Source organism: Stenotrophomonas sp. Steno-Z2 (assembly GCF_056393235.1).
Genome location: NZ_JBWJOY010000001.1, coordinates 356,742 through 383,360 on the forward strand (window position 1 = coordinate 356,742; position 26,619 = coordinate 383,360).

A 26,619-nucleotide genomic window follows, 5' to 3' on the forward strand; every position below is an offset into this window, starting at 1 on the left:
TCACCGGGAATGCGTGCTGCGGGGCGTTCCCCGCAGCTACGGGGAACGCCGCAGGTAATGGACGAAACGGAAGGCGAAGGCGTGGCGCTCGTCGGCCGGGTGCGGCTGGCTGGCCACTTCCTGCCACAGCGCGGGGTCGACCTCCGGGAAATGCGTGTCGGCGGCGACCTCGGCATCCACCCAGGTCAGGTGCAGGTCGGTGGCCTGGTCGATCAGCAGCCGGTAGATCTCGCCGCCGCCGATCACGCACAGCTCGTCGGCGCCTTCGGCGGCGGCAATGGCCCTGGCTTCCTCCAGCGACCTCACCGCCCGCATGCCCGCGAACGGCACCTGCCCGCTGCGCGTCAGCACCAGGTTGCTCCGCCCCGGCAGCGCGCGGCCGAGGGACTGCGCGGTTCTGCGCCCCATCAGGATCGGCTTGCCGAGGGTGAGCGCCTTGAAATGCCGGAAGTCGTCCGGCAGATGCCAGGGCATGCCGTTGTCGCGGCCGATGCCGCGGTTGCGGTCCAGCGCGGCGATCAGCGACAGCTTCATCACACCGCCACCGGCGCCTTGATCGCCGGCAGCGGGTCGTAGCCGTCGATGCGGATGTCGTCGAAGCTGAAGCCGAACAGGTCGGTGACTGCCGGGTTCAGCCACAGCGCCGGCAGCGCGCGCGGCTGGCGCGAAAGCTGTTCGCGGGCCTGCTCGAAGTGGTTGGAGTACAGGTGCGCGTCGCCCAGGGTATGCACGAAATCGCCCACGCCCAACCCGGTGGCCTGCGCCACCATGTGGGTCAGCAGCGCGTAGCTGGCGATGTTGAACGGCACGCCGAGGAAGATGTCGCCGCTGCGCTGGTACAGCTGGCAGCTGAGCCTGCCGTCGGCCACGTAGAACTGGAACAGGTTGTGGCAGGGCATCAACGCCATCTGCGACAACTCGCCCACGTTCCAGGCGCTGACCACCAGCCGCCGCGAATCCGGGTTGCGCCGGATCTCGTCCACCAGCCACTGCATCTGGTCGATCTGGCGCCCGTCGGCAGCGGCCCAGCTGCGCCACTGCTTGCCGTACACCGGGCCGAGGTCGCCGTTGGCATCGGCCCATTCGTCCCAGATGCTGACCTTGTTGTCCTTGAGGTAGGCGATATTGGTATCGCCCTTCAGGAACCACAGCAGCTCGTGGATGATCGAGCGCAGGTGCAGCTTCTTGGTGGTGACCAGCGGGAACCCTTCGTTGAGGTCGAAGCGCATCTGCCAGCCGAACACGCTGCGCGTGCCGGTGCCGGTGCGGTCGGCCTTTTCCGTGCCGTGTTCGAGCACGTGCCGCAGCAGGTCCAGGTATTGCTTCACTTCTTGCCTCCGGCAACGGGCTTCATGCTCACGCCCTGTCTCCCGCCGGCAGCACCGGCTGCAGCGTCGGCGCGCGGCGCGACATCGCCAGCAGCGCCAGCCCCAGCGCGATCAGCGGCAGGCTCAGCAGCTGGCCGCGGGTGAACCAGCCGAAGGCCAGGTAGACGCCGTTGTCGGGCATGCGCACGAACTCCACCAGGAAGCGGAAACAGCCGTACATCAGCGCGAACAGGCCGGACACGGCGTAACGCGGGCGCGGCTTCATCGAATAGACCCACAGCACGACGAACATCACCAGCCCTTCCAGCACCGCCTCGTACAGCTGCGAGGGGTGGCGCGCGTACTGGGCGAGCAGGCCGGCGGCGTAGTCCTGGCGGATCTGCGCGGCCGACATCAGCTGCTCCATGGTCGGCAGGCCGGCCGGCACGTCCTTGAGCGGCGCATGCGGGAACACCACGCCCCAGCCGGCGTGGGTGAACTTGCCCCACAACTCGCCGCCGACGAAATTGCCGAGCCGGCCGAAACCCAGCCCCAGCGGCACCAGTGGCGCGACGAAGTCGAGGGTGTCGAAGTAGTGCAGCGCGTGCTTGCGGGTCCACCACCAGCCGGCGGCCATGACCCCGAGCAGGCCGCCGTGGAAACTCATCCCGCCTTCCCACACGCGCAGCAGGATCAGCGGGTTGTGCAGGAAATCGGCGGTCGCGTAGAACAGCATGTAGCCGATGCGCCCGCCCAGCACCACGCCGAGCATGGCGTAGAACAGCAGGTCGGAAAAACCGTTCATGTCCACGCCCGGCAGGCGCCCGGCGCGGATGCGGCTGCGCCCCAGCCACCAGGCGGCGGCGAAACCCAGCAGGTACATGATGCCGTACCAGTGCACCTTGATCGGCCCCAGGGAAAAGGCGATGGGGTCTATGTCGTGGAGATAGATCATGCAGGCAGGTCCGGCGGACGAGCCCCTATTCTCGGGGCAGCGCCCGCACGGCTCAACCGCTGCTTCAACCGAGCAGCTGCGGGCGGTCAGGCAACTCGTTGTCGCGGACCTCGCCGGGACCGGCTGGAAAATGCTCGGCCAGCAGCGCGGAGATCTCCGCCACGGCCGCCAGCACCGCCGCCTCCAGGTCGCCCTCGCGCCGGCGGCGGCCGAAGTCCTCGCAGACCTGCCGCCACCGTGCCGGCTCGATGTGCCCGTGCAGGCCGCGGTCGGCGACGATCTCGACGGCGTGGTCGGCCAGCAGCAGGTAGAGCAGCACGCCGTTGTTGGCCTGGGTATCCCAGGTACGCAGCACGGCGAAGGCATGTTCGGCGCGCTCGCGCGGCGACACGCCGCGCCACAGTTCCGCCAGCGGCAGGTCGGATTCGACCGCGAACATCACCTGCCCGGCGTGCCGGCGTTCGCCGTCGGCGATGGCGCAGGCGATGCGGTCCAGGCTGGGCGCGGGGAACCGCGCATGGGCCGAGGGCGAAAAAAGATGGCGCAACCAGCGCATCACCAGCTCCCCGAGGCGCCGCCGCCTCCCGAACGCCCACCGCCACCGGACCAGCCGCCGCCTCCACCGAAGCCGCCTCCGCCAAACCCGCCACCGCCGAAGCCACCGCTGCCAAAACCGCCGCCGCGCGCGAAGCCGCCGGGCGACAGCCCGCCCAGCGACAGGAAGAAGGCCACCGCCGCGGCGATGCCGCCACCGGCCAGCGACAGCAGCAGCCAGCCCGCGCCGCCGCCAAGCAGCGCGGCCAGCACGCCCTTCGCCGGGCGCGAGCGGCGTGCGAACAGCAGCCGCGCCAGCATCGAGGCGATGCCGCCGATGAACAGCGCGACGAAGAAGGTGGCATCGCCGCCGCCCGGGTCGCGGTTGCTGGCCACCGGCGCCGGCAGCGGCTCGCCATCGACCAGGCGCACCAGCACCGCGGTCGCCTCGGCGATGCCGCCGGCATAGTCGCCGTTGCGGAAACGCGGCACCAGGTATTCCTGGATCACCCGGTTGGCGATGGCGTCGGGAATCGCGCCCTCGAGCCCGTAACCCGGTTCGATGCGCACGCGGCGGTCGTCCTTCGCCACCAGCAGCAGCACGCCGTCGTCCACGCCCTTGCGGCCGATGCGCCACTGCTCGAACACGCGGGTGGCGTACTGGGCGATATCTTCCGGCTGCGTGCTGGGCACGATCAGCACCTGCAGCTGGCTGCCCTTGCGCTGCTGCAGGGCCAGCGCCTGCTGCACCAGCGCCTGCCGCTGCGCGGCGTCCAGGGTGCCGGTAGTGTCCACCACCGGCGAATCCAGCGACGGGATCGGCGCCAGCGGCTGCGCCATGGCCGCCCCTGCCCCGCCGAAGCAGAGCAGGGCCAGCAGCAACAGGTACGGCAGGCGCGTCATCGACTCACTGCGCCGGCGCGGGCGGCGGGTTCTGCGGCTGCGGCTGCGGCGCCGGGCGGGTGCCGAAGTCCACTGCCGGCGGCTGCGCGATCTGCGCCTCGTTCTCCACCGTGAAGTTGGGCTTGGCCTGGTAGCCGAACAGCTTGGCGGTGATGACCTGCGGGAACGAACGGATGTAGGTGTTGTAGTCCTGCACCAGCTGGATGTAGCGCCCGCGCGCGACGGTGATGCGGTTCTCGGTGCCTTCCAGCTGCGCCTGCAGGTCGCGGAAGTTCTGGTCCGACTTCAGCGTCGGGTAGTTCTCGCTGACCACCAGCAGCCGCGACAGCGCGCTGCCCAGTTCGCCCTGCGCCTGCTGGAACTGCTGCAGCGAGGCGGCGTCGTCGGCGTTGACCTGGATCTGCCCGACCCGCGAGCGCGCGTTGGTCACTTCGGTCAGCACCTGCCGCTCCTGCTGGGCGTAGCCCTGCACGGTATTGACCAGGTTGGGAATCAGGTCGGCGCGGCGCTTGTACTGGTTGACCACTTCGGACCAGCCGGCCTTGACCGCCTCGTCCTTCTGCTGGATGGCGTTGTAGCCGCAGCCGGAAACCGAACCCGCCACGAGGGCGAGCAACATCAGACGGAAGAACTGGCGCATGGCGGGCCCCTGGGCAACTGGAGCCGGCAGCATGCCACCCCCGGTGTTCAGTGTGTGCATACGACAAGGGCCGGCATGGGCCGGCCCTTGTCAGTCCGCCGCCACCGGCCCGGGGCCGGCGGCAGGCCACGGCTTACCAGTTGTCCGAGCCGGGGACGTGGTGCTCCCTGGCATTGCGGCGCATCAGCAGGTTCAGCCACTCCACCAGCACCGAGAAGCCCATCGCCGCGTAGATGTAAGGCTTGGGCACGTGCAGGTCCAGGCCGTCGAGCACCAGCACCGCGCCGACCAGCAGGATGAAGGCCAGCGCCAGCAGCTTCACGGTGGGGTTGGCGTCGATGAAGCGACCCAGCGGGTTGGCCGCCAGCAGCATCACCGCCACCGCCAGCAGCACCGCGCAGACCATCACCGGGATGTGGTCGGCGATGCCGACGGCGGTGATCACCGAGTCCAGCGAGAACACGATGTCGATGACGGCGATCTGCGCGATCACCATGCCGAAGCTGGCCGAGGCGCGGGTGGTGGTGGGGTCCTGGTCCTCGCCGCCGCTCACCAGTTCGCGGATCTCCTTGACGCCCTTGTAGAGCAGGAACAGGCCGCCGACGATCAGTACCAGGTCGCGGATCGAGATGCCCATGCCGGCGATGGTGAACAGGTTGCTCTCCATGTGCGCCAGGTAGGCCAGCGAGACCAGCAGCAGGATGCGGGTGATGCAGGCCACGGCGATGCCGACGCGGCGCGCCAGCGGACGCCGGTGTTCGGGCAGGCGGCCCACGGCGATGGAAATGAACACCAGGTTGTCGATGCCGAGCACGATTTCCAGCGCGCTGAGCATGAACAGGGTGACCCATACGTTCGGGTCGGCAAGGAACTCAAAAGACATGCAGGCAATCCTTCAACAAAGGCCGTAGGCCGCCATCGCGCGGCAGGGGGTCACAGGATACGGGGTGCCAGGATCAGGCCCCAGCACAGCAGGACATTCATCATCAGCACGAACACCGCCGCCGAGCCCATGTCCTTGGCGCGCCCGGCCAGCACGTGGAACTCCGGGCCATAGCGCTCGATCACCGCCTCGATCGCCGAATTGGCCAGCTCCATGGCGATCACCAGCAGCATCGAGCCGACCAGCAGCACGCGCTCCACCGGCGTGCGCCCCAGCCACAGCGCCAGCGGGGCCAGCACCACGAACAGGTAGACCTCCAGCCGGAACGAGGATTCGTGCTTCCACGCCGCGGTCAGTCCCTGCCAGGACCAGACCGCGGCCTTGAGCACGCGCGCCGGCCCCCGCGGCAGGTTGCCGATTTCGTCAGCCATGCACGCAGCCCTCGGTCGAGCCGGCGCGGACGGCCGGAACAGGGCGGGAACGGGAAGGATCCATGCGGGCGGCCGTGACGATGAACAGCGCGGGATTCTGCCACAGGCGCCCCGTCGGCGCCCTGCCGTCACGGCGCGGGGCTCCCTTCTTCCGGGAGCCGGCGCCGCTGCGGGTGGGCCCCGCCTGGAGATGGCAATGGCCGGCGCCGGCCTGTCGACGCCGCATCGCGCGGGCGCCGTGCGCCTGACCACGCCCCGGCCCGGGTCGCCGGCTATCCGGCCGGGCCGTCTGCCGGGGACGGGCGGGAGAAGCGCACCGTCACCGTCGTGCCCTGCCCCGGCGCGCTGTCCAGTTCGATGCGCCAGCCGAAACGCTCGCACAGCCGGTGCACGATGGGCATGCCCAGGCCATGGCCTTGGCGCCGTTCCGGCTCGACGCGGAAGAACGGCTCGAAGATCCGGGCCAGCGCTTCGGGGGACATGCCGATGCCGGTGTCGCGCACCACCACGCGGTCGGCCTCCACGTAGGCGTCGACGCGGCCGACGTCGGTGTAATTGCAGGCATTGCGCAGCAGGTTGCCGATCACCACGTGCAGCACCTGCGGCGGCACCCGCAGCGGGCTGGCCGCGGCGACGTGGACCTCGAGCTCCACCGGCCGCCCGGCCAGGCTGCCGCGGGCGTTGGCCGCTTCGTAGCGGACCACGTCGGCGACGTCGACCCATTCGGCCTGCGGCTCGATATTGGCCTCGCGCGCGAGGATCAGCAGCGCGTCGATCAGCGCCTCCATGTCGCGGCCGGCGCGCTGGATGCGCTGCAGGCTGCGCTGCAGGCCCGGGCTCAGTTCCTGCACGCCCAGCGCCATGTCGCTGGCCATGCGGATCACGGTCAGCGGCGTGCGCAGCTCGTGGCTGGCGTCACGGGTGAAATTGCGCTCGCGCGCGACATGGTCGCCGATGCGCCCGGCCATCGTGTGCAGGGCCCCGGCCAGTTGCCGCACCTCGCCCTGCACGTCGGACGGCAGCCGCTCCGGCGCCAGCTCGCTGGCGTCGGGGTACTGCGGGTCCCACTGCGACACACGCCGCGCCAGCCAGGTCACCGGCGACACGACGCGGTGCGAGACGTGGTAGGTCAGCCACGAGGCGCCGTAGACCGCCAGCAGGATCAGCAGCACCGGCACCACTCCCAGCCAGAACGCCAGGCGCTGGGCCTGCGAGCGCAGGAACACCAGGTAGAGCCGGCCGGCGGGCTTTTCGTCCACCAGCACCAGTTCGTCGGCGTCGCCGACCTCGTGGAAGCCCGGCGCCAGCGCGCGCAGGTCCGCGGGCAGGCTCAACGGCGACTGCCCGGTCTCCAGCAGGTAGCCGCGGATGTTGCTGGTATTGGGCGGCGGCTGCACCGGCGAGGCTTCGTGCAGCTCCCAGAAGTGCGCGGCCTCCTCCTTGAGCACGGCGTTGACCAGGCCGAACTTGACCACCAGCAGCACCAGGTAGCCGCCCAGCAGCACCGCAAGGCCGGCCAGCAGCGCCTGCAGCATGAAAGCGGTCCTGATCTTGCGCGGCAACCCGTGCAGCATTGCAGCCCCGTCGGTGATCCTGTGCGGTTAAGGAAAGCGCACCCGGGAACGGGCCGCGGCACGGCCCTTCCCTTCGCGACGGAGTGCGTTCGACCGCATGTTCAGCCCATCGGCTGGGCGATGTCGGCGATGCGGTAACCCGCACTCTGCACGGTGTGCAGCAGCGGCCGGTCGAACGGCTTGTCGATGATCTTGCGCAGGTTGTACAGATGGCTGCGCAGGGTGTCCGAGTCCGGCAGGCCGTTGCCCCAGATCTCGCGCTCGATCTCCTGGCGGGTCACCACGCGCGGCGATTCGCGCATCAGGATGGTCAGCAGGCGCAGGCCGATGGGCGAAAGCTGCAGCTCGGTGCCGGCGCGGGTGGCGCGCATGCTGACCGGGTCCAGCACCAGGTCGGCGACCTTCAGCACTTCCGCGCCCACCTGGCGGCGCTCGCGGCGGATCAGCGCGCGCAGCCGCGCTTCCAGCTCCTGGATGGCGAACGGCTTGGTCAGGTAGTCGTCGGCGCCGAAGCCCAGCCCGGTGAGCTTGTCGTCCAGCGTGTCGCGCGCGGTCAGCATCAGCACCGGCGTGGACTTGCGCGCCTCGTTGCGCAGGCGGCGGCACACCTCGATGCCGTCCAGGCGCGGCAGCATCAGGTCCAGCACCACCACGTCATAGCTGTTTTCCGCCGCCAGGCGATAGCCGTCCAGGCCATCGCAGGCGTAATCCACTTCGAATCCCTTGCCTTCCAGGTACTCGCCGATCATCTCGGAGATGTTTCGGTTGTCCTCGATGACGAGCACCAGTCCGGACGATTCCTTGGTCTGTCGCATGGAGCCTCCTCGTTCTTCAGCTTTGTGAAAGATGCCGTACCCGGGGTGGATCCCATGTGAAGAAAAGACGACGACGGGCGGGCCGTCCGGCCAGCCAGTGCTGCCCCTATGCTATGCGCGCCCCGCCCCCCGGACCCGGACATGCCCAGCCCGCCCTTCACCGCCTATCTGTACCCGGTACTGCTGCTGGTCGCCAGCAACGTGTTCATGACCGTCGCCTGGTACGGGCACCTGAAATACCGCTCGGCACCGCTGCTGGCGGTGATCCTGGTCAGCTGGGGCATCGCCTTCTTCGAGTACTGCCTGCAGGTTCCGGGCAACCGGCTGGGGGCGGCCGTCTACTCGGCGCCGCAGCTCAAGGGCATGCAGGAGGTCATCACCCTGCTGGTGTTCGCCGGGTTCTCGGCGGCCTACCTGGGCCAGCCGCTGAAATGGAACCACTGGGCGGCGTTCGCCCTGATCGTGGTCGCCGCGCTGCTGATGTTCAAGGAGTGAACGCGCGCGGCGCCCGGCGGGGCGGCCCGTGCCGGCCCCGCGGACGCCGCCGCGCCAGCGTTCAGTCTCCGGCCGGCGCCTTCTCGGCCCAGGCGGCGAACACCTCGTCGATCTGCCGGTCCTCGACCCGCTTGCCGGCCTGCACGTCCGCGGCCTGGGTGAACAGCGGGATGATCATCGCCATGCCGTCCACCCTGGTTTTCAGGCGCACGCCCGGCGCCTGCCCGAGCAGGCCGTCCCAGTGCCGGCGCACCCGCGCCCAGTAACCGGCGGTGGCGTTCCAGTAGTCGCGGGCCGGGCTGAAATCCACGTCCGTCGTGCGGACGTAGTCGTTGAAGCCGAACTCGCGCGCGATCTCGTGCTGCGTGCCGTCGGCGTCGCGCCGCACCTTGGTATTGAACTGCTCGTGGGTCCAGCCGCCGGGCGTGAGCGTGTGCCGGTTGACCATCGCCAGCGCGTTGTAGTCGCTGCGCCGGGTGTACTCGCGGCGCGGCAGCGGGCGCCAGCCCGGGTCGCTGGTCCAGGTCGGCACATCGTTGTCGTAGCTCCAGCGGCCGGTGCCGCAGTAGCGCGGCGCGTCGCTGACTTCGTAGACGCACTGGGTCCAGGCGCCGCGGGTGACGGACGCCGGGATCGCACGCACCCGCCAGGTCTGGTCGGCGCTGAACTCGAAGCGGGTCGGCGCCTCGTAGGTCCAGTCCTGCCGCCAGTGCTTGGTGACGTGGCCGCTCCTGGCATCCACCAGCAGGTGCTGCAGCACGATGCGGGTGGGCGTGTCCTCGACCACCACCACCAGTTCGTTGCCGCCGCTGCGCATCGCCGGGGCGCGTTCGTAGCCGGGCTGGAGCAGCACGGTTTCGTCGAAGGCGAAATCCACCGTGTATTCGCCCTGCATGCGCAGGATGGCGTCGTGGTCGCGGGCGGGGTCGGCGGGCGCGGCGTGGGCGCCGGCGGTGGCGCACAACAGCAGCAGGCTGGCGCAATGCGGTTTCATCGTGGGTTCTCTCGTGGAAGGAAGGCCATCCATGGCCGCTGGCGCTCCATCGGGGGAGGAAAGGGTGCGGGGCCGCTCACCAGGCCAGCGACAGGCTGGCCGACAGCGTGCGGCCCGGGTTGCCGTAGCGGTCGATCACGCCGCTGGAGGCCGACAGCGTCGCGGCCAGGCTGGACCAGTCGATGTAGTGGCGGTCGGCCAGGTTGAACACGCCGACGTTGAGCGTGGCGCCCGGCGCGAAATGCCAGTGCGCCATCAGGTCGAACACGCCGTAGCCGGCGGGGCGGAACGCGTCCGCGCTGGCGACGCGGTGCTTGCGGCGGGCGAAGCTGCCGGCCAGTTCCGCGCCCCAGTCGTCGCGGTCGTACGCCAGCCCGAGGGTGCCGCGCAGCGGGTCCACCGAATCCAGCGGCACGCCTTCGCTGCGGTTCTGGCCGCGCGACCACGCCGCCGCGCCGCGCAGCGACCAGCCGGCCAGGCTGTCGCTCAACGCGCCCAGGTCGGCGCCGGCCTTCAGCTCCGCGCCGTGGATGCGGGCATCGGCGATGTTCTGCGACTGGAACACCATCAGCCCCTGCGCGTTGGTGCCGACGTAGCGCTGCGATTCGATGAAGTCGCGGTAGTCGTTCCAGTAGCCGCCGAGGCTGGCCCACAGCACCGGCCCCAGGTAGCGCAGGCCCAGTTCCAGGCCATTGCTGGTTTCCGGTTTCAGGTCCGGGTTGGGGATGGCGGTGTAACCGAACATCACGTTGGTGAAACCCAGGTTGACGTCGTTGTACGGCGGCGAGCGGAAGCCGCGCGCGTAGCCGGCGAACAGCGACCAGCGTTCGTCCAGGCGCCACACCATGCCCAGCTTCGGCGACACGCTGGTCTTGCGCAGCGAGGCCAGCGCGACACCGGGGTTGTCCCCGCTGAAGATCGCATCGGCCTCGGGCGAGAGCCGGTAGTGGTCCACGCGCACGCCCGGCACCAGCGACACGTTGCCGCCAGCGAAACGTATTTCATCCTGTACGTACAGGCCCAGCTCGGTGGTCCGGCTGATCGGGAAATCGCGCACCGGGAACACATCGGGCAGGATCGTGCTGCTGGTGCTGCCGTTGGCCAGCACCTGGTAGCCGTCGCGCTTCTGGCGGATCTCGGTCCATGCGCCGTCGAAGCCCCAGGTCAGCGTGTGCTCGGCCGTTCCCGTGGCCAGGCCCTTGTCGAACTGCGCCTGCGCGCCGTACACGCGCTGGTCGAAATTGAACTCGCGATGGCGCCGGCTGCGGTTGGCGCGGTCTTCGTCGGTGATCTGGGTGGTCTCGCTGTCCTGCCGGTACAGCTGCCAGCGCAGGCTGTCGGCGAATGCGGCGTCCAGCGCATCCATCTCGTGGGCGAAGGACACGCGGGCGCGGGTCTGCCGGTCGTGCGCCTTCATGCCGGTAGTGGTGGCGTGGTCGATCGCCGAATACACGTCGGTATCGGTGACATCCTCGTTGCCTTCCACGGTCAGGCGGAAGCGCTGGCTTTCGTCCGGCGCGAAGACCAGCTTGGACAGCACGCTGCGGCCGTCGCGGTCCTGCGGGTTGGGCGCGGTGCGGGTGTTGTCGCGGCTGCGCACCCGGCCCTTGTTGCCGGTTTCCTGGCCCTGGCGGTGGTTGGCGTTGACCATGCCGCTCCAGCGCCCGTCGCCGAACGCCACGGTCGCGCCGGCCAGCAGGCCCTGCCAGTCGCCGTCGTAACCGAATTTCAGGCCGACATGGCGGCCCTTGCCGTCCTCCAGGTAATCGGCCGGGTCCTTGGTGACGAAGGCGACCACGCCGCCGAGCGCGTCCGAGCCGTACAGCGAACTGGCCGGGCCGCGCACGATTTCCACGCGCTTGAGCGTTTCCAGGTCGGTGAAATCGCGGTTGGCGCTGGCGAAGCTGCCGATGGCGAAACTGCGGGGCATGGCGATGCCGTCGGTCTGGATCAGCACGCGGTTGCCGTCCAGCCCGCGGATGCGGAAACCGCCCAGGCCGAAGCGGGCCACGCTGCGGGTCACCGAAATGCCGGGTTCGTAGCGGACCAGGTCGCCGATGTCGTGGGCGAGCTGCCGGTCCAGCTGCTCGCGGTCGATCACGTCGACCGTGGCGGCGACGTCGCCGACCGCGCGCCCGGTGCGGGTGGCGGTGACCTGGACGCGGTCGAACTGGTGGGCATCGGCCGGTGCAGCGGTTTCGGCACGGGCGGGGGACAGCACCGCCCACAGGGCGACGCTCAAGGCAGCAGGACGGATCATGGGTACCTGGAATCGAAAGGTTGACCCCCGGCGGAGCGGCCGGCCGCAGCAGCGGCCCGGCCGCGGCCGAGGGGGAGAGAGCGTTGCGATTCAGGCGGGCATGACGCGCAGCGGCGCGCCGGCTGGCGGCGAATGCGGCCGGGGCTTACTTGGTGAGGATCAGCTTGTCGTTGCTGGTGTGGCGCAGGCGATACACGCGGTCGCCATGGCGGATCAGGATCTCGCGCTGGCCCTTGAGCAGGGCGCCACTGTCGATGGCGCCATCGGCGGCCAGCTGCTGCGGGGCGGGACGTTGCGGCAGGTGCAGCGTACGGGGGCGGAGCAGGACGGGTTGGGCGAACATCGCGGCGGTTCCGTGGCGGGGACGGAATTGATGATAATGATTCTCATCCGCGACGCAAGAGGGCGTCGAGAATTTTCCGCCCGGCCGCCCTCGCCCGGGGTGAAGGCGCCCCGACCGCGGCCGCCTCAGTCGAATGCGGCTTCCAGCCTGTGCCAGACGTCCTCGCCGTGGCGCGCCAGCACCTCCAGCGCGCGCAGGTTCTCCTCCAGCTGCGAAACCCGGCTGGCGCCCAGGATCACGCTGGACACGTTCGGGTTGCGCAGGCACCAGGCGATGGCCAGCTGCGCGGGCGACTCGCCCAGTTCCGCGGCCAGCGCGGTGAAGCGCCGCACCTTGCCCAGCCGGTCCTGCTCCGGCGTGCCCAGCACCGCGTCCTTCAGCCAGTCCATGGTGGTCTGCGCCAGCCGGCTGTCGGCGGCGATGCCGTCGTTGTACTTGCCGGTCAGCAGGCCCGAGGCCAGCGGCGACCAGATGGTGGTGCCCAGGCCGGCGTCGGCGTACAGCGGCGCGTACTCCCGTTCCACCCGCTCGCGGTGCAGCAGGTTGTACTGCGGTTGCTCCATGGTCGGCGCATGCAGGCCGTTGCCGCGGGCGAAGGCCACCGCCTCGGCGATCTGCGCGCCGGACCATTCCGACGTCCCCCAGTACAGCACCTTGCCCTGGCGGATCAGCACGTCCATGGCCTGCACGGTCTCGGCGATCGGCGTCTCCGGGTCCGGGCGGTGGCAGTAGTACAGGTCCAGGTAGTCCACCCGCAGGCGCTTGAGCGCGGCGTGGCAGGCGTCGTGCACGTGCTTGCGCGACAGCCCGCGCTGCAGCGGGCTGGGCGACTCGGCCGCGCCGAAGAACACCTTGCTGGACACGCAGTAGCCATCGCGCGGCAGGCGCAGGTCGGCGATCACGTCGCCCATCACCTGCTCGGCGCGGCCCTGCGCATAGACCTCGGCGTTGTCGAAGAAGTTGACGCCGTTGTCCCAGGCCGCGGCGATCAGGTTGCGCGCCTCGCCACGGGCGATCTGGCCGCCGAAGGTGACCCAGGCCCCGAAGGACAGGGCGGAAAGCTGCAGGCCGGACGACCCGAGGCGGCGGTAGTGCATGGCAGGCTCCTGGAACGCGTTGCGCGCGGGCGGCGCGGACGGGGCCGCCAGTGTAACCGCCGCTGCCATGCCGATAACGCCCCGGACCTTGCCGATGACGGCCTGATCGCCGCCGTTGCCCCCGGCGGGCATCAGGATTGTTGCCCGGCACTGGCCGCTGCACTAGGCTTGCCGCTTTTGCGGGCTGGCCCGGGGAATACTCATGGTCGAAGGTTTGGGCAGGATCGGCTTCGGCCTGTTCGGTCTGGCGGTGCTCATCGGCATCACCTGGCTGTTTTCCAACAACAAGAAGGCGGTGGACTGGAAGCTGGTCGCCACCGGCATCACCCTGCAGGTCGCCTTCGCCGCGCTGGTGCTGCTGGTGCCGGGCGGGCGCGACGTGTTCGACTGGCTGGGCCAGGGCTTCGTCAAGATCCTGAGCTACGTCAACGAAGGCTCCAGCTTCATCTTCGGCAGCCTGATGGACGTGCCGAAGTACGGCTTCATCTTCGCCTTCCAGGTGCTGCCGACCATCATCTTCTTCTCGGCGCTGATGGGCGTGCTCTACCACCTGGGCGTGATGCAGGCGGTGGTCAAGGTCATGGCCTGGGCGATCACCAAGGTGATGCGCGTGTCCGGTGCGGAGACCACCAGCGTCTGCGCCAGCGTCTTCATCGGCCAGACCGAGGCGCCGCTGACCGTGCGCCCCTACATCCCGAAGATGACCCAGTCCGAGCTGATCACCATGATGATCGGCGGCATGGCGCACATCGCCGGCGGCGTGCTGGCGGCCTACGTCGGCATGCTCGGCGGCGGCGACCCGGCGGCGCAGGCGTTCTACGCCAAGCACCTGCTGGCCGCCTCGATCATGGCCGCGCCGGCCACCCTGGTGATTTCCAAGCTGCTGGTGCCCGAGACCGGCACCCCGCTGACCCGCGGCACGGTGAAGATGGAAGTGGAGAAGACCTCCTCCAACATCATCGACGCCGCCGCCGCCGGCGCCGGCGACGGCCTGAAGCTGGCGCTGAACATCGGCGCGATGCTGCTGGCCTTCATCGCCCTGATCGCCCTGCTCAACGCGCCGCTGACCTGGCTGGGCGAAGTCACCGGCCTGGCCCAGGCCATCGGCAAGCCGACCAACCTGGCCACCATCTTCGGCTACGTGCTGGCGCCCATCGCCTGGGTGATCGGCACGCCGTGGTCCGACGCCACCACGGTGGGCTCGCTGATCGGCCAGAAGGTGGTGATCAACGAGTTCGTCGCCTACCTGCAGCTGTCGGAGATCATCAAGGGCAATGTCGCCGGCGTCGCGCTGAGCGACGAGGGCCGCCTGATCGCCACCTACGCGCTGTGCGGCTTCGCCAACTTCAGCTCGATCGCCATCCAGATCGGCGGCATCGGCGGGCTGGCCCCGGACCGCCGCCACGACCTGGCCAAGTTCGGCCTGCGCGCGGTGCTCGGTGGCACCATCGCCACGCTGATGACGGCCACCATCGCCGGCGTGCTCAGCCACTTCGGCTGAGCCCCGGCGCTGTCCCTTCCGGCTCCCCCACCGCTATCCGAAGAGAAGTAGATTCCATGAAGTCTGTTGTCGTTGCCGGTTCCTTCAATGTCGACCACGTCTGGCGCTGCGATGCCCTGCCCGCGCCGGGGGCGACCATTGCCGGGCGCTACAGCACCGGCCCCGGCGGCAAGGGCTTCAACCAGGCGGTGGCCGCGCGCCGCGCCGGCGCCGACATCACCTTCGTCTGCGCGCTGGGCGATGACGCCGGCGGCGCGCTGGCGCGCCAGCTGGCCGCCGCCGACGGCATCGCGCTGGCCGCCGAGGCCAGCAGCGAACCCACCGGCACCGCCGGCATCTACGTGGACAGCCGCGGCCGCAACTCCATCGTCATCGGCCCCGGCGCCAACGCCTCGCTGAGCACGGAATTCATGGCCGCCAACGCGGCGCTGATCGGCGGCGCCCGGGTGCTGCTGGCGCAGCTGGAATCGCCGGTGGAGTCGATCGAGGCGGCGCTGGGCGTCGCCCGCGAAGCCGGCGTGCTGACCGTGCTCAACGCCGCCCCGGCCAACGCGCCCTCGACCATCGGCCTGCTCAAGCTGGCCGACGTGCTGACCCCGAACGAAACCGAGTTCGCCGCGCTGCTCGGCCGCCACGTCGGCGAGCGCGTGGAGGCCGACGACGTGGCCGCGCTGGACGGCGCCAGCCTGCATGCGCTGTGCCGCAAGCTGTCGGGCAACACCGTGGTGGTCACCCTCGGCGCGGTCGGCGTGTTCGTCTCGCACGACGAGGAACGCCTGCGCGGCGACAGCCAGCCCTACTACCGCGTGGCCGCCGAATCGGTGCAGGTGGTGGACACCACCGGCGCCGGCGACGCCTTCAACGGCGCGCTGGTCGCCTCGCTGGCGCAGGCGCCGGACGCGGCCTTCATCAAGCACGTGCGTTTCGCCAACCAGTACGCCGCCCGCTCCACCGAGAGCGAGGGCGCCGCCGCGGCGATGCCGCGCATGACGCCGGCCGACGCCGGCTGAGCGGCCGCCCCCTCCCGTAGGAGCGGCTTCAGCCGCGAAGAGGCTCTACCGGTGAAGCCCTTCGCGGCTGAAGCCGCTCCTACGCGGGCGGAAACAGGCTGCCGGCCCAGGGCACTACAATGCGCCGCATGCAGATCGGTCCCTACACCATTGCGCCCAACGTGGTGCTCGCGCCTATGGCCGGCGTCACCGACAAGCCGTTCCGGCAGCTGTGCAAGCGGCTGGGCGCGGGCCTGGCCGCCTCGGAGATGACCATCTCCGACCCGCGCTTCTGGAATACCCGCAAATCCATCCACCGCATGGACCACGCCGGCGAGCCGGCGCCGATCAGCGTGCAGATCGCCGGCACCGAACCGCGCCAGCTGGCCGAGGCGGCGCGTTACAACGTCGACCACGGCGCGCAGATCATCGACATCAACATGGGCTGCCCGGCCAAGAAGGTGTGCAACGCCTGGGCCGGCTCGGCGCTGATGCGCGACGAGGCGCTGGTGGCGCGCATCCTGGAGGCGGTGGTGGGCGCGGTGGAGGTGCCGGTCACGCTGAAGATCCGCACCGGCTGGTGCGCGGAGGTGCGCAACGCGCCGGCCATCGCGCGCATCGCGCAGGACAGCGGCATCGCCGCGCTGGCCATCCACGGCCGCACCCGCGACCAGCACTACACCGGCAGCGCCGAGTACGACACCATCGCCGCGATCAAGGCGATGCTCGACATCCCGGTGCTGGCCAACGGCGATGTCGATTCGCCGCGCAAGGCCGCGCAGGTGCTGGCCCATACCGGATGCGATGCGGTGATGGTCGGCCGCGCCGCGCAGGGCCGGCCGTGGATCTTCCGCGAGATCGCGCATTACCTGGCCACTGGCGAGGAACTGCCGCCGCCGACGCTGCAGGAGGTGCGCGACATCCTGCTCGGCCACCTCGCCGACCTGCATGCCTTCTATGGCGAGCCGCAGGGCGTGCGCATCGCCCGCAAGCACCTGGGCTGGTACGCGAAGGACCGGCCGGAAAACGCGGCCTTCCGCGCCGTGGTCAATGCCGCCGAGAGCGCCGAGGCGCAGCTGCGCCTGACCCGCGACTACTTCGACGGCCTGATCGCCGGGCAGCCGCTGGCCGCCTGATTCCGCAGAGGCGGGGCTGGCCCCGCATGGGGCGTTGCCGCGGGGGCTTGCGTGCGCGGGGCCAGCCCCGCACCTGCGACGCCCCGATCCCGCGCTTGCGATTACGCGGCACGGCCACGGATCTGCGCGGCCTTCGGGCTTCCCCACAGGCGAAGCCGAAGGCTTGCGGCCATGAGAAGGCCGCAACAAAAAGGCCCGCCAGCGGAGCCGGCGGGCCTGGATCGGCGCGGGGGGAGGCGCGCGCCGGAAGGGTCAGGCGAAGACCTTGAAGCGGGCCTCGTCTTCCATGTAGTTCTTCTCGCCGAAGGGAGCTTCGTTGGAGCCGAACGGCATCTGCGCGCGCAGCTGCCAGTTTGCGGCGATGCCCCACTCGCGGCGCACGGCTTCGTCCACCAGCGGGTTGTAGTGCTGCAGGCTGGCGCCGACGCCGGCCTCGGCCAGTGCCGTCCACACCGCGAACTGGGCGATGCCATTGGCGTGCTCGGCCCACACCGGGAAGTTGTCGGCGTACAACGGGAACTGGTCCTGCAGGCCCTTGGTCACGTCCACGTCGTTGAAGAACAGCACGGTGCCGGCGCCGGCAGCGAAGCTGTCCAGCTTGCCCTCGGTGGCGGCGAAGGCGTTGGCCGGCACGATCGGGCGCAGCGCGTCCTTGACCAGCTCCCAGAACTTCACGCTCTGCGCGCCGTGCAGGATCAGCGCGCGGGTGGGCTGCGAGTTGAAGGCCGACGGCGCCTCGCGCACGGCATGCTTGATCAAGTCGGTGACCGCGTCCTGGCCGATGGGCAGGTTGCGACCGAGCGCGTACTGGGAACGGCGCTGCTTGTACAGGGCAATGGCTTGGCTGTTCATGTTGACTCCGGAAGGAAGGAAAGCCGGCAGGCGGCCGTTCGTGGATTGGGCGCCAGTGTAATTGCCATCAAATTCAGGACAAACAGCATAGAAACCACTATTTGTTCCAAATTCAAAACAATGACTTTTCCTGTCCGGAAACCTTCTATCCGCCAGCCATCACCTCCGCGGGCGCAATGCCCTCATCGTTCCAGATACGGTGCCAGACCCGCGCCAGCCGCTGCTCCAGCAGCGCGCGGCCACCGGCCTCGCGGTAAACCGGGCGCAGCTGCCGGGGCGGGATCGCGACCCAGCCGTCGCCGTCCTGCCGGGCCACGGCGAAGCTGAAGTTGTAGTCCGGCTCCAGGCCCATGCGCAGGTCGCTGAGCACCAGTTCGCCGTCCAGCACCTGCGCGCGCATGAAACCGCGGTTGAACCACTGCAGCCGCGCCACCGCCGGGACCGGCGCGGCCTGCCGCAGCGCCTGCACGTTGGAAGGATGGCCGTTGAAGCGCATCGGCCCGTGGTCGGCCCACAGCGAGCGGTCGCCGACCACATAGCCCTGCGGGGTCATCGCCACCACCCGCCACAGCAGGGTGTTGAACGGCATCGGCACCGAGAAGCGCGGCGCGTCGGCCAGCCCCATCGCCGCCAGCGCGCGGTCGGCCTCGCGCTCGACCATGCCCTTGGCCAGCAGCGACCAGCCCAGGTAGCCGCAGCTCAGCGCCAGCCCGGCCACCAGCGCACGCTGCGCCAGCGGACGCGCGCGCGCGAACCACGCCACCGCGCAGCCCAGCGCCAGCCACACGGTATACAGCGGGTCGATGATGAACACGCTCGACCACATCGTCGGGTGCGGCATCAGCGGCCACCACAGCTGCGTGCCGTAGACGGTGAAGGCGTCCAGCAGCGGATGGGTGACCAGCGCCAGCACCATGGCCCACCACCAGCGCGCCGGCGCCGCCGCCACCCGGCCGTGGCCGAAGCGCCGGTACAGCCACCAGATCAGCGTGCCCAGCAGCGGCAGCACGAACAGCGAATGGCTGAAACTGCGGTGCACGGTCATCAGGCTGACCGGGTCCGCGGTGAAGGCGGCGATCAGCAGGCCATCGAGGTCGGGCAGGGTGCCCAGCGCGGCGCCGGCGAGCAGGGCCGCGCGGCGGTGGCCGGCGGGCGCGATGGCGGCGGCGACCGCGCCGCCGAGGACGATCTGGGTCAGGGAATCCATGCCCGCATTATGCCGTTCCACTGCCCTCCTCCCGCAGGAACCGCTTCGGCCGAAGGAGCGGCCCCGACGAACACCGAGCACTCGACGTACGCAGCCATTCCAGCCCACTGGCCGCCCGGCCCACCTCGCAGGAGCGGCTTCAGCCGCGAGGGGCTTGCCAATGACTGTTCCCGCAGACCGGGAGCTTGATTCCGTTGGGAAAGCCTCTTCGCGGCTGAAGCCGCTCCTACGGTTGCGGTGGACGGAACCGCCACAGCGCCAGCGCGCCGTACAGCAGCGCCAGCAGCAGCAGGTTGAGCAGTTCGCCGCCGATCTCGGGCAGCCGTGCGCCCATCTGCTGGGTGCGCACGATGGCGTTGATGCCCGGCGTGGTCGGCAGCAGCTTCGCCAACGCCACCAGCGCCGGCGGCGAGGCCAGCGCCGGCCACGACAGGTTGGACAGGAAGAACAGCGGGATCGAGACCGCGGTGACGTACTGGAACGCGCGCTCGCGGGTGCGGAAGAAACTGCCGACGCACAGCCCGAACGGCACCGTCGCCAACGCGAACAGCAGCACCGCCAGCAGCAGGCCGGGCACGTTGCCGCCGCGCGGATAGTCCTGCGCCCAGGCGGTGAAGCCGGCGTAGTAGAGCAGCCCGCACACCGCGACCAGCGCGAACGCCGCCGCCATGCCCAGCAGCACCGGCGGCGCGAAATGCAGGCGCCGGCCCAGCTGCGCGCGGCGGCTGCCCAGCAGCACGCCGATGCCCAGCAGCAGGGTCTGGTGCACGATCAGCTCGGCCACGCCCGGCACCACGCTGCTGCCATAGCCCTCGCGGGTGTTGTACAGCGGCCGCTGCACCAGTTGGAGCGGCGCGGCCTGCGGCGCGCCCATGAAGGCGGCCTGGCGCACCGCCTGCCCGCGCGCGAAGGCGGTGACGGCTTCGGCCAGCCCGTTGAGGATGGCGCTGGCGCGGCTCAGGTAGGCGCCATTGCCCAGCAGCACCAGCTGGCCGCTGCCGCCGCGCAGGATGTCGCGCTCCAGCCGTGCCGGGATCAGCACGATGCCATCGACCTGCCCGGCTTCCAGCTGCGCGCGCGCCTGCGCCAGGTCCGCCGGCTGCGCCACCACCCGCACCGCGCGCAGCGCGTCGATATGCCGGACCAGGTCGCGGCTGGTGGCGCTGCGGTCGGCATCGACCACCGCGATGGGCAGGTCGCTGGCCACCTGGTGGCGGTAGGCGGCCGGGTAGAAGAACGAATACAGCAGGATCGCGCCGATCATCACCGCGCGCGCCGAGGAATCGGCGAACACCGCCTGCAACGTCGCGCGGAAGGTGGCGGCGACGCGCCTCATGCCGGCACCGGCGGCGCATCGGCGGGCGGGCGCGCGGCCCGCACCAGCAGCAGCGCGCCGAGGCCGCCGGCCAGCGCCGCCATCAGCAGCAGCACGCCCAGCGGCCGCAGCGACAGCGCCCACGGCGCGCCCATGAACAGCTGCTGCATCTGCACCTGCACATAGGCGGTGAGCGGCAGCAGCGCGTTCCACACGCGGGTGAACAGCGGCGCCTCGATCACCGGGAAGGTGGCGCCGGAAAACGCCAGCGCGGTGCCGATGCTCAGCCCCACCAGCGACAGGCCGGTACCCATGTCGCGGGTGACGGCGATGAACAGCAGCGCGAAGCAGCAGCAGGCCAGGTAGAACAGCGGCTGCGCCAGCAACAGCAGCCACAGGCTGCCGGCCACGCCGTCGCCGCGCACGCAGGCCACGTACAGCACGCCCAGCGCGCCATACAGCGAGAACAGCGCCACGTAGGGCGCCAGCTTGCCGGCGATGGCGGCCCAAGGCCGCGCGCCCAGCCAGGCGGCCAGCCGGCCATCGCGGCGCTCGCGGCCGACCGCGCCGCCGGCGGCCAGCGCGGCCAGCAGCGACAGCACCGCCGGGAAGATCAGCGGCAGCAGGAACAGTTCATAGCTGCGCGCCGGGTTGTGCAGCACCGTGGCCTGCACCGTCACCGGCGCCGCGCGCAGGCGCGCCGGCCCCACCTGGCGGCCGATCCGCTCGCGCAGCATGCGCGCGTTGAAGGCACCGACCGCGTCGGCGATGTCGCGCGCGGCCGACTGGCCGGTGGCCATGTAGGTGGCGTTGTAGAACGCGTAGACCGGCGCGGCCTCGCCGCGCAGCGCGCGCCGGCTCATGTCGCGCGGCACCAGCACGATGGCGAACACCTCCAGCGCGCGCAGCTGCGCCTGCGCCTGCGGCAGCGATGCCGGCTGGCTGGCAATGGCCACGCCCGGGCTGGCGTCGATGGCGCGCGCCAGCGCGCGGCTGTCCGCGCTGCCGTCCAGGTCCACCAGCGCCACCGGCACCTGGCGCAGCACCGAGGCGGAAAACAGCCACATCATCAGCGCCATCAGCAGCAGCGGCATCAGCGTGACCAGCGCCAGTTCCCAGCGGTCCTCGCGCCAATGGCGCAGTTCGCGCCGCAGCGCGGCGGAGAACGCGGCAAGCGTGCCCGCTGTCAGCCCTGCGGCCATGCGAACAGCACGCTCATGCCCGGGCGGAAGCCATCGATGGGCTGCCGCGGCCGCGCCCGCACCTCGAAGCTGCGCACGTCGTAGCCGGACGACTGGCGCGTGCTGCGCCAGGTGGCGTAGTCGCCGGCCGGGCTGATGAAGTACACCTCGAACGCGGCCCTGCGCCCGCCCAGCGCGGGAATCGTGCCCTGCAGCGTCGCGCCCGGCGTGAGCCCGTGCAACTGGTCCTCGCGCAGGGTCAGCGCCACCCACATATGGTCGATGTCGACCAGGGTGAACACCGGGTAGCCGGCCGGCACCAGTTCGCCGATGTCGGACAGGCGCTTGCCCACCTCGCCGGCCAGTGGCGCGCGGCCCACCGTTTCCTGCCGCGCGGCCTCGACCTCGGCCCTGGCGCCTTCGGCCTGCTGTACCTGCGCCAGCGCCGCGGTCTTGTCCTGGCGGCGCGCGCCGGCCAGCGCCTGGTCGTACTGCGCCTTTGCCGCGCGCGCCAGCTCCTCCGAGCTGCGCGCCTGCGCCTGCGCCTCGTCGCGTTTCTGCCGCGTCACCACGCCTTCGCGGAACAGGTTGTCCACGCGGCGGAAGGTGGCCGTGGCCAGCTCGGCGCCGGCCACGGCACGCTTCCAGTTGGCCTCGGCGGCGCGGATGTCCTCGCTGCGCGCGCCCTCCTCGGCCTTCTCCGCCACCGCCTGCGCGGCGGCCACCACGGCGTCGGCCTGGCGCTCCCTGGCGGCGACTTCCGGGCTGTCCAGCTCGAACAGCACCTGCCCGGCCGCGACCCGGTCGCCCTCGCGCACGTGCAGCTTCTGCAGCCGCGCGGTGACCTTGGCGGCGACGTTGACGTTGTCGGCATCGGCCATGCCCTGCACCTGGTCGGCCGGGGTGCGCAGGCCCAGCCACAGGCCGAGCGCGACCAGTACCAACAACAGGCCGCCACCGATGGCGAAGGCGCGGCGATGCCGCGGGCCCGCGCCCTGTCCCAGGGAGTCGCTCATTCCAGCACCTTGTCCGCACGTCGGCGGTAGTCGTCGAATCGTTCCATCTGCCCGCTCACTTCCAGCAGCTGCGCCAGCGCCACGTCGAACTGGTAGGCGGCCTGCGCCCGTTCCACCCGCGCGCCGCCCAGCGCCAGGCGCGCGTCGATCACGTCCAGCGAGGTGGCCTGGCCTTCGCGGAAGGACAGCTCCTGCAGGCGCAGGTTTTCCTCGGCCTGGGCGATGCTGCTGTCCAGCAGGCGGAACTGGGTGCGCGCGGTGTCCAGCTCGTTCCAGGCCTTGGCCACGCCCAGCCGCAGCTGGTTCTCGGCCTCGCCCACGCCCGCGCGCGCCTGGTCCAGCTGCGCGCGCGCGGCGCTGACCTGCAGCGGCCGCGCGGTCGGCGACAGGAAGGTGTAGCGCAGGCCGATGCCGAACGCCCAGTCGGCGTCGGTCAGCAGCGCGTCGCGGCGGTGCAGGTCGTATTGCCCGAACAGGTAGACCTGCGGCTTGAGCCTGGCCTGCTGCACGCGCACGCCCTGTTCGGCCTGCGCGGCGAGCGCGCGCAGGCGCTCGATCTGCGGGTGGCGCTGCAGCGCGCTGCGCTCGAACTCCTCGCGCGCGCCCAGCGGCGCGTCGATCACGAACAGCGGCGAGGCGGTGGCCACCGCGCCGCCGCTGCGCAGCAGGGTGGCCAGCGCCTGCTGCAGGGTGGCCAGGTCGTTGAGCGCCTTCTGGTAGTCGCGCTCGGCCTTGTCGCGGGCGACGTTGGCCTGCAGGCGCTGGGCGCGGCTGGCGAAGCCCTCGCGCTCGAGCTTGAGCGCGTCGTCCAGGTGCCGCTGCAGGCCGTCGCGCACCTCGCGCCGCACCTGCACCGCCTGCCCGGCCAGCTGCTGGCCGAAGTAGGCCTGCACCAGCTGCAGCGCCAGCGACTGCCGCTGCGCCTCGCGTTCGGCCTGCGCCTGCGCGGTGGCCGCCTGCGCCGCCTGCTGCGCCGCCGGGATCAGCCCGCCGCTGTACAGCGGCACGCTGGCGGTGACGATCGGGCGGGTGCGCCAGTCGCGCTCGACGAAGCGCAGCGGCGATTCGATGCCGAACGCCTCGGCCACCGGCGCCAGCGACCCCAGCGGCAGTTCCAGGGTCTTCTGGAACTGCATGCGGCGCACGTCGCCGGTGATTTCCGGCAGCCGCAGGTAGCGGGTGGCGTCCTGCAGGTCCTGCTTGTTGCGCACCCCGGCCTGGGCCGCGGCGAGCGCGTCGGACACCTGCTCCAGGCGTTCGCGCGCCTGCTCGAAACTCAGTACCGGCGCGTCATCGGCGGCGCCGCCGCCCGCCAGCAGAAGGCAGGCTGCTGCTACCAGCCGCGCCCGTCCCCTCGTTGTCGGCTGCTTGCCTGCCACCGCGGATGCTCCTTTCCCCACACCCGCGCCAGCATAGCGCCGGTGTCGTGAGGAAGAAGCATGCGCGCCGGCACCTAGGCAGCGCGCGCCAGCGCGGGCCGCGGCGGCAGCCACGCCAGGCTGCGGCCGGCGTGGTCGAGCAGGCGCAGCGTGCCGTTGGGGTCCTCGGCCAGCGCGGTGAGGCTCTCGACCCAGTCGCCGTCGTTGGCGTACACCCGCCCGTCGCGCTCGACCAGCGCGGCGCGGTGGATATGGCCGCAGACGATGCCGTCCAGGCCGCGGCGGCGCACGTCGTCCAGCCCGGCCTGCACGAAGCGCTCGATATAACGCTCGGCCGCGGCGCTGCGCCGCTTGAGGAACTCGGCCAGCGACCAGTAGCGCAGCCCGAAGCGGCGGCGCAGGGCATTGAGCAGGCGGTTGCCGGTGAGAATGCGGTAGTAGAGCCAGTCGCCGAAGCGCTCCTGCAGGCCGCCGAAATGCGTTGCACCGTCGTAGTCGTCGCCATGCACCACCAGCAGGCGGCGGCCGTCGGCGGTGACGTGGATGGCGCGGCGGCGCACCTGCATGGCCGGCAGCATCAGCCCGCAGGTGCGGCGCAGCGGCGCATCGTGGTTGCCGGGGATGTAGACGATCTCGGTGCCGGCGCGGCGCAGCGCATGCAGCGCCTCGATCACCTCGTTGTGCGCCGCCGTCCAACTGGCGCGCCGCTGCGCCAGCCACCACAGGTCGACGATGTCGCCCACCAGGTACAACCGTTCGCAGCGCAGCGTGGACAAAAAGCGCGCCAGTTCGGCGGCATGGCAGTGGCGCGCACCCAGGTGCGTGTCCGAGATGAACACCGCGCGCCGGTGCGGCAGCAGCTGCGCCGGCGCGCTCATGCCACGGCCCCGGCGTCGTGCAGGTAGCGTTTGCGTTTCTTCGGCCGGATCGCCTGCAGGTCCACTTCGATCAGGCCGTCGATGGAATCGCTGAAGTCCGGGTCCACGCCGAACGCCAGGAAGCGGGCGCCGCCGGGTTCGCACAGGTCGGTGTACTGGCGGTAGAGCGTCGGCACGCCCGCGCCCAGCGCGGCCAGGTTGGCCTTGAGCACCTCGAACGCGGCCTCGGCGTCCATGTCGCCGAAGCACGGGGGCGCGGCGAAGTACTGGAACGGCCGGTTCGATTCGGCCAGGCCGTGGCCGCCGCCGTAGTAGCGCTGGTAGTACGCGACCAGCTGCTCGCGCGCCTCGCGCGGCAGCGCCGCGCTGATCGACACCGCGCCGAACAGGTAGCGGATGCCCGGCCGGCAGCGCAGGTAGGCGCCGATGCCCTGCCACAGGTAGTCCAGGCTGCGGCTGCCCCAGTAGTCGGGCACGACGAAGCTGCGGCCCAGCTCCATGCCTTCGGCGATGCGGGTGATGGCGTCGTCCGAATAGCGGAACAGGCCGGCGGTGTAGAGCCCGGCCAGCCCGCTGCGCGCCAGCGCCTGGGCGCCGCGCATGATGCGGTAGGCGCCGGCGATGCGCCGCTGCGCCGCATCCCAGACCACGATGTGCTGGTACAGCGGGTCGAAGTCGTCCAGGTCGCGGCTGCGGCCGGTGCCTTCGCCGACCCGGCGGAAGGTCAGCTCGCGCAGCCGGCCCAGTTCCAGCAGCAGCGGCGAGCCGGCGGCGCAGCGCGCCAGCCGGATCTGCTTGCCGTCGCCGGTCTGGCCGAGCAGCTCGGCGGCCTCGATTTCGGCCTGCACCTGCTCCACCGCGACCGGCGCGGCCAGCGGTTCCGGCCCGCCGCTGGCGGCGTCGGCCAGCGCGGCATCGCGGCCCAGCGCGTACAGCGCGCGCCGCACCGCCTGCAGCTGCAGCGCCGGGTCCAGCGCCGGGTCCAGTTGCATCGCCTGCCCCACCTGCAGCCGCAGCGGGCGCCCGCCGCGGGCAAACATCTCGCGCGCCAGCAGGGCGGTGCCGGCCGGCTTGAACAGGGTCGAGGCGCCGTAGAACAGCGCCGAGTTGCGCGCCTGCACCCGCACCGGCAGCACCGGCGCCCGGGTGGCGTTGGCGAAGCGGACGAAGCCGCGGTTCCAGCGGCCGTCGCGGATGCCGCGCAGCGACAGCCGCGAGACCTCCCCGGCCGGGAAGACGATCACGCACTGTCCGGCCGCCAGCGCCTGCTCCACCGCCTGCAGGCTGGCGCGCCCGGCGCGGCCGCCGAGCATGCGCACCGGCAGCAGCAGCTCGCGCAGCGGTTCCAGCTCGGCCAGCAGGTCGTTGGCGACGATGCGCACGTCGCGCCGCACCCGGCCCACCGCGTCCAGCAGCGCCAGCGCGTCGAGCGCGCCGGAGGGGTGGTTGGCGACCACCAGCAGGCGCCCGCTGGCGGGAATGCGCGCCAGCGCGGCGACCTCCACTTCGTAGCGGCTGCCGAGGAAGTCCAGCGCCGCGGCGACGAAGTCCAGACCGCTGCGGTCGTTGCGGCGCAGGAAGTCCTGCACCCGGTCCAGCCGCGACCAGCGCCCCACCGTGCGCAGCAGCGGCCGCGCCAGGTGGCCGCGCGGGCCGTGGAACCAATCGGGATAGCGCTGCTGCAGGCGGTGTTCGATCTGGTGCATGACGGTAGTCCGACGGCCCGGTTGGCCGGCAGCCTGCGCCCGCCAGGCGGCACTGCGGTTGCGGTTTTGCGGCAGTTCCATGACGCGCGCCCTGCCACCTGCCGCTGCGGCGCGGCAGGTGAACCGGTTTATTAACCGGATGGCAACAGCCGCCCCTGCACTATTCCGGGGGCGCCCCGGCCGTGTATCATGCGCGGCTATCTTTTCATCCGCATACAGGGATACAAG

At 71.0% G+C, this 26,619-nt stretch carries 26 protein-coding genes; 4 read left to right on the top strand and 22 right to left on the bottom strand.

Features of this window, described 5'->3' with window-relative positions:
• Positions 1-36: 36 nt before the first annotated feature.
• The 10 genes from AC06FP_RS01570 to AC06FP_RS01615 form a co-directional block, all read right to left on the bottom strand.
• The gene (locus AC06FP_RS01570) at positions 37-534 is read right to left on the bottom strand and encodes a dihydrofolate reductase (protein WP_478074233.1); all 498 of its coding nucleotides are present in this window, start codon (positions 532-534) and stop codon (positions 37-39) included.
• The gene (locus tag AC06FP_RS01575) at positions 534-1,328 is read right to left on the bottom strand and encodes a thymidylate synthase (RefSeq protein WP_478074234.1); all 795 of its coding nucleotides are present in this window, start codon (positions 1,326-1,328) and stop codon (positions 534-536) included. The genes AC06FP_RS01570 and AC06FP_RS01575 overlap by 1 nt, the downstream gene beginning before the upstream one ends.
• A 28-nt stretch (positions 1,329-1,356) precedes the next feature.
• Positions 1,357-2,262, bottom strand: a complete 906-nt coding sequence (gene lgt / locus AC06FP_RS01580; protein ID WP_456117040.1) for a prolipoprotein diacylglyceryl transferase — start codon at positions 2,260-2,262, stop codon at positions 1,357-1,359.
• 64 nt (positions 2,263-2,326) lie between these two features.
• Entirely contained in the window at positions 2,327-2,818 is a 492-nt protein-coding gene (locus tag AC06FP_RS01585) for a TPM domain-containing protein (RefSeq protein ID WP_478074235.1), read from the bottom strand.
• Positions 2,818-3,699, bottom strand: coding sequence for a TPM domain-containing protein (locus AC06FP_RS01590; protein WP_478074236.1), 882 nt, complete (start codon positions 3,697-3,699; stop codon positions 2,818-2,820). The genes AC06FP_RS01585 and AC06FP_RS01590 overlap by 1 nt, the downstream gene beginning before the upstream one ends.
• Positions 3,700-3,703: 4 nt before the next feature.
• Entirely contained in the window at positions 3,704-4,339 is a 636-nt protein-coding gene (locus tag AC06FP_RS01595) for a LemA family protein (protein WP_456117043.1), read from the bottom strand.
• A gap of 133 nt (positions 4,340-4,472) precedes the next feature.
• Positions 4,473-5,222: a TerC family protein gene (locus AC06FP_RS01600; protein ID WP_456117044.1), complete on the bottom strand. Its 750-nt coding sequence runs from the start codon at positions 5,220-5,222 to the stop codon at positions 4,473-4,475.
• A 50-nt stretch (positions 5,223-5,272) separates the two neighbouring features.
• Positions 5,273-5,653 carry a diacylglycerol kinase gene (locus AC06FP_RS01605; RefSeq protein ID WP_456117045.1) on the bottom strand — a complete coding sequence of 127 codons (381 nt, stop codon included), beginning with the start codon at positions 5,651-5,653 and terminating at the stop codon, positions 5,273-5,275.
• Between the two features lie 272 nt (positions 5,654-5,925).
• Positions 5,926-7,227 (bottom strand): sensor histidine kinase, encoded by a 1,302-nt coding sequence (locus tag AC06FP_RS01610; protein WP_456117046.1) that lies wholly within the window; start codon positions 7,225-7,227, stop codon positions 5,926-5,928.
• 101 nt (positions 7,228-7,328) lie between these two features.
• On the bottom strand, positions 7,329-8,042 hold the full coding sequence (locus tag AC06FP_RS01615) for a response regulator transcription factor (RefSeq protein WP_057505422.1): 714 nt from the start codon (positions 8,040-8,042) through the stop codon (positions 7,329-7,331).
• A 141-nt stretch (positions 8,043-8,183) separates the two neighbouring features.
• Here AC06FP_RS01615 and AC06FP_RS01620 point away from each other — a divergent pair, with 141 nt between their 5' ends.
• Positions 8,184-8,537: a DMT family protein gene (locus tag AC06FP_RS01620; RefSeq protein WP_478074237.1), complete on the top strand. Its 354-nt coding sequence runs from the start codon at positions 8,184-8,186 to the stop codon at positions 8,535-8,537.
• Positions 8,538-8,598: 61 nt separating this feature from the next.
• On the opposite strand, the gene AC06FP_RS01625 is transcribed toward AC06FP_RS01620, so the two are convergent.
• The 4 genes from AC06FP_RS01625 to AC06FP_RS01640 all read right to left on the bottom strand — a co-directional run bounded on the left by AC06FP_RS01625 (position 8,599) and on the right by AC06FP_RS01640 (position 13,300).
• Positions 8,599-9,531 carry a DUF6607 family protein gene (locus AC06FP_RS01625; protein WP_478074238.1) on the bottom strand — a complete coding sequence of 311 codons (933 nt, stop codon included), beginning with the start codon at positions 9,529-9,531 and terminating at the stop codon, positions 8,599-8,601.
• A gap of 76 nt (positions 9,532-9,607) precedes the next feature.
• Positions 9,608-11,791 carry a TonB-dependent hemoglobin/transferrin/lactoferrin family receptor gene (locus tag AC06FP_RS01630; protein WP_478074239.1) on the bottom strand — a complete coding sequence of 728 codons (2,184 nt, stop codon included), beginning with the start codon at positions 11,789-11,791 and terminating at the stop codon, positions 9,608-9,610.
• 145 nt (positions 11,792-11,936) lie between these two features.
• The gene (hemP, locus tag AC06FP_RS01635) at positions 11,937-12,134 is read right to left on the bottom strand and encodes a hemin uptake protein HemP (RefSeq protein WP_456117050.1); all 198 of its coding nucleotides are present in this window, start codon (positions 12,132-12,134) and stop codon (positions 11,937-11,939) included.
• A gap of 125 nt (positions 12,135-12,259) precedes the next feature.
• Positions 12,260-13,300 carry a potassium channel beta subunit family protein gene (locus AC06FP_RS01640; protein WP_478074240.1) on the bottom strand — a complete coding sequence of 347 codons (1,041 nt, stop codon included), beginning with the start codon at positions 13,298-13,300 and terminating at the stop codon, positions 12,260-12,262.
• 133 nt (positions 13,301-13,433) lie between these two features.
• Between AC06FP_RS01640 and AC06FP_RS01645 the strand changes: the two genes are divergently transcribed.
• From AC06FP_RS01645 to dusB, 3 genes are all read left to right on the top strand, one after another.
• Positions 13,434-14,732, top strand: coding sequence for a NupC/NupG family nucleoside CNT transporter (locus AC06FP_RS01645; RefSeq protein WP_456117052.1), 1,299 nt, complete (start codon positions 13,434-13,436; stop codon positions 14,730-14,732).
• A gap of 56 nt (positions 14,733-14,788) precedes the next feature.
• Positions 14,789-15,742, top strand: a complete 954-nt coding sequence (locus AC06FP_RS01650; protein WP_456117053.1) for a ribokinase — start codon at positions 14,789-14,791, stop codon at positions 15,740-15,742.
• Between the two features lie 128 nt (positions 15,743-15,870).
• The gene (gene dusB / locus AC06FP_RS01655; RefSeq protein ID WP_456117054.1) at positions 15,871-16,857 is read left to right on the top strand and encodes a tRNA dihydrouridine synthase DusB; all 987 of its coding nucleotides are present in this window, start codon (positions 15,871-15,873) and stop codon (positions 16,855-16,857) included.
• A gap of 252 nt (positions 16,858-17,109) precedes the next feature.
• On the opposite strand, the gene AC06FP_RS01660 is transcribed toward dusB, so the two are convergent.
• The 8 genes from AC06FP_RS01660 to olsF all read right to left on the bottom strand — a co-directional run bounded on the left by AC06FP_RS01660 (position 17,110) and on the right by olsF (position 26,391).
• Complete coding sequence (locus AC06FP_RS01660) at positions 17,110-17,709, bottom strand: nitroreductase family protein (RefSeq protein WP_456117055.1); 600 nt, start codon at positions 17,707-17,709, stop codon at positions 17,110-17,112.
• 145 nt (positions 17,710-17,854) lie between these two features.
• A complete protein-coding gene (locus AC06FP_RS01665; protein WP_478074241.1) occupies positions 17,855-18,916 on the bottom strand; it encodes a metal-dependent hydrolase in 1,062 nt (353 codons plus the stop codon).
• Positions 18,917-19,142: 226 nt separating this feature from the next.
• Positions 19,143-20,252, bottom strand: a complete 1,110-nt coding sequence (locus tag AC06FP_RS01670) for an ABC transporter permease (RefSeq protein WP_478074242.1) — start codon at positions 20,250-20,252, stop codon at positions 19,143-19,145.
• Complete coding sequence (locus tag AC06FP_RS01675; protein WP_478074243.1) at positions 20,249-21,433, bottom strand: ABC transporter permease; 1,185 nt, start codon at positions 21,431-21,433, stop codon at positions 20,249-20,251. Before AC06FP_RS01675 ends, AC06FP_RS01670 begins: the two co-directional genes overlap by 4 nt.
• The gene (locus AC06FP_RS01680) at positions 21,418-22,428 is read right to left on the bottom strand and encodes an HlyD family secretion protein (protein WP_478074244.1); all 1,011 of its coding nucleotides are present in this window, start codon (positions 22,426-22,428) and stop codon (positions 21,418-21,420) included. The genes AC06FP_RS01675 and AC06FP_RS01680 overlap by 16 nt, the downstream gene beginning before the upstream one ends.
• Positions 22,425-23,807: a TolC family protein gene (locus AC06FP_RS01685; protein WP_478074245.1), complete on the bottom strand. Its 1,383-nt coding sequence runs from the start codon at positions 23,805-23,807 to the stop codon at positions 22,425-22,427. Before AC06FP_RS01685 ends, AC06FP_RS01680 begins: the two co-directional genes overlap by 4 nt.
• 74 nt (positions 23,808-23,881) lie before the next feature.
• On the bottom strand, positions 23,882-24,685 hold the full coding sequence (locus AC06FP_RS01690; RefSeq protein WP_478074246.1) for a UDP-2,3-diacylglucosamine diphosphatase: 804 nt from the start codon (positions 24,683-24,685) through the stop codon (positions 23,882-23,884).
• A complete protein-coding gene (gene olsF / locus AC06FP_RS01695; protein ID WP_478074247.1) occupies positions 24,682-26,391 on the bottom strand; it encodes a bifunctional ornithine lipid synthase OlsF in 1,710 nt (569 codons plus the stop codon). Before olsF ends, AC06FP_RS01690 begins: the two co-directional genes overlap by 4 nt.
• Positions 26,392-26,619 lie beyond the last annotated feature (228 nt).

Bases quoted from the DNA above. Each gene is read 5' to 3' on its own strand.
- AC06FP_RS01650 (WP_456117053.1), top strand. From the start codon at position 14,789: ATGAAGTCTGTTGTCGTTGCCGGTTCCTTCAATGTCGACCACGTCTGG.
- AC06FP_RS01610 (WP_456117046.1), bottom strand. From the start codon at position 7,227: ATGCTGCACGGGTTGCCGCGCAAGATCAGGACCGCTTTCATGCTGCAG.
- AC06FP_RS01630 (WP_478074239.1), bottom strand. From the start codon at position 11,791: ATGATCCGTCCTGCTGCCTTGAGCGTCGCCCTGTGGGCGGTGCTGTCC.
- AC06FP_RS01620 (WP_478074237.1), top strand. From the start codon at position 8,184: ATGCCCAGCCCGCCCTTCACCGCCTATCTGTACCCGGTACTGCTGCTG.
- AC06FP_RS01680 (WP_478074244.1), bottom strand. From the start codon at position 22,428: ATGAGCGACTCCCTGGGACAGGGCGCGGGCCCGCGGCATCGCCGCGCC.
- AC06FP_RS01640 (WP_478074240.1), bottom strand. From the start codon at position 13,300: ATGGCAGCGGCGGTTACACTGGCGGCCCCGTCCGCGCCGCCCGCGCGC.
- AC06FP_RS01625 (WP_478074238.1), bottom strand. From the start codon at position 9,531: ATGAAACCGCATTGCGCCAGCCTGCTGCTGTTGTGCGCCACCGCCGGC.
- AC06FP_RS01665 (WP_478074241.1), bottom strand. From the start codon at position 18,916: ATGGATTCCCTGACCCAGATCGTCCTCGGCGGCGCGGTCGCCGCCGCC.
- AC06FP_RS01675 (WP_478074243.1), bottom strand. From the start codon at position 21,433: ATGGCCGCAGGGCTGACAGCGGGCACGCTTGCCGCGTTCTCCGCCGCG.
- AC06FP_RS01595 (WP_456117043.1), bottom strand. From the start codon at position 4,339: ATGCGCCAGTTCTTCCGTCTGATGTTGCTCGCCCTCGTGGCGGGTTCG.
- AC06FP_RS01615 (WP_057505422.1), bottom strand. From the start codon at position 8,042: ATGCGACAGACCAAGGAATCGTCCGGACTGGTGCTCGTCATCGAGGAC.
- AC06FP_RS01670 (WP_478074242.1), bottom strand. From the start codon at position 20,252: ATGAGGCGCGTCGCCGCCACCTTCCGCGCGACGTTGCAGGCGGTGTTC.
- dusB (WP_456117054.1), top strand. From the start codon at position 15,871: ATGCAGATCGGTCCCTACACCATTGCGCCCAACGTGGTGCTCGCGCCT.
- AC06FP_RS01605 (WP_456117045.1), bottom strand. From the start codon at position 5,653: ATGGCTGACGAAATCGGCAACCTGCCGCGGGGGCCGGCGCGCGTGCTC.
- lgt (WP_456117040.1), bottom strand. From the start codon at position 2,262: ATGATCTATCTCCACGACATAGACCCCATCGCCTTTTCCCTGGGGCCG.
- olsF (WP_478074247.1), bottom strand. From the start codon at position 26,391: ATGCACCAGATCGAACACCGCCTGCAGCAGCGCTATCCCGATTGGTTC.
- AC06FP_RS01585 (WP_478074235.1), bottom strand. From the start codon at position 2,818: ATGCGCTGGTTGCGCCATCTTTTTTCGCCCTCGGCCCATGCGCGGTTC.
- AC06FP_RS01590 (WP_478074236.1), bottom strand. From the start codon at position 3,699: ATGACGCGCCTGCCGTACCTGTTGCTGCTGGCCCTGCTCTGCTTCGGC.
- AC06FP_RS01690 (WP_478074246.1), bottom strand. From the start codon at position 24,685: ATGAGCGCGCCGGCGCAGCTGCTGCCGCACCGGCGCGCGGTGTTCATC.
- AC06FP_RS01660 (WP_456117055.1), bottom strand. From the start codon at position 17,709: ATGAACAGCCAAGCCATTGCCCTGTACAAGCAGCGCCGTTCCCAGTAC.
- AC06FP_RS01600 (WP_456117044.1), bottom strand. From the start codon at position 5,222: ATGTCTTTTGAGTTCCTTGCCGACCCGAACGTATGGGTCACCCTGTTC.
- AC06FP_RS01645 (WP_456117052.1), top strand. From the start codon at position 13,434: ATGGTCGAAGGTTTGGGCAGGATCGGCTTCGGCCTGTTCGGTCTGGCG.
- hemP (WP_456117050.1), bottom strand. From the start codon at position 12,134: ATGTTCGCCCAACCCGTCCTGCTCCGCCCCCGTACGCTGCACCTGCCG.
- AC06FP_RS01570 (WP_478074233.1), bottom strand. From the start codon at position 534: ATGAAGCTGTCGCTGATCGCCGCGCTGGACCGCAACCGCGGCATCGGC.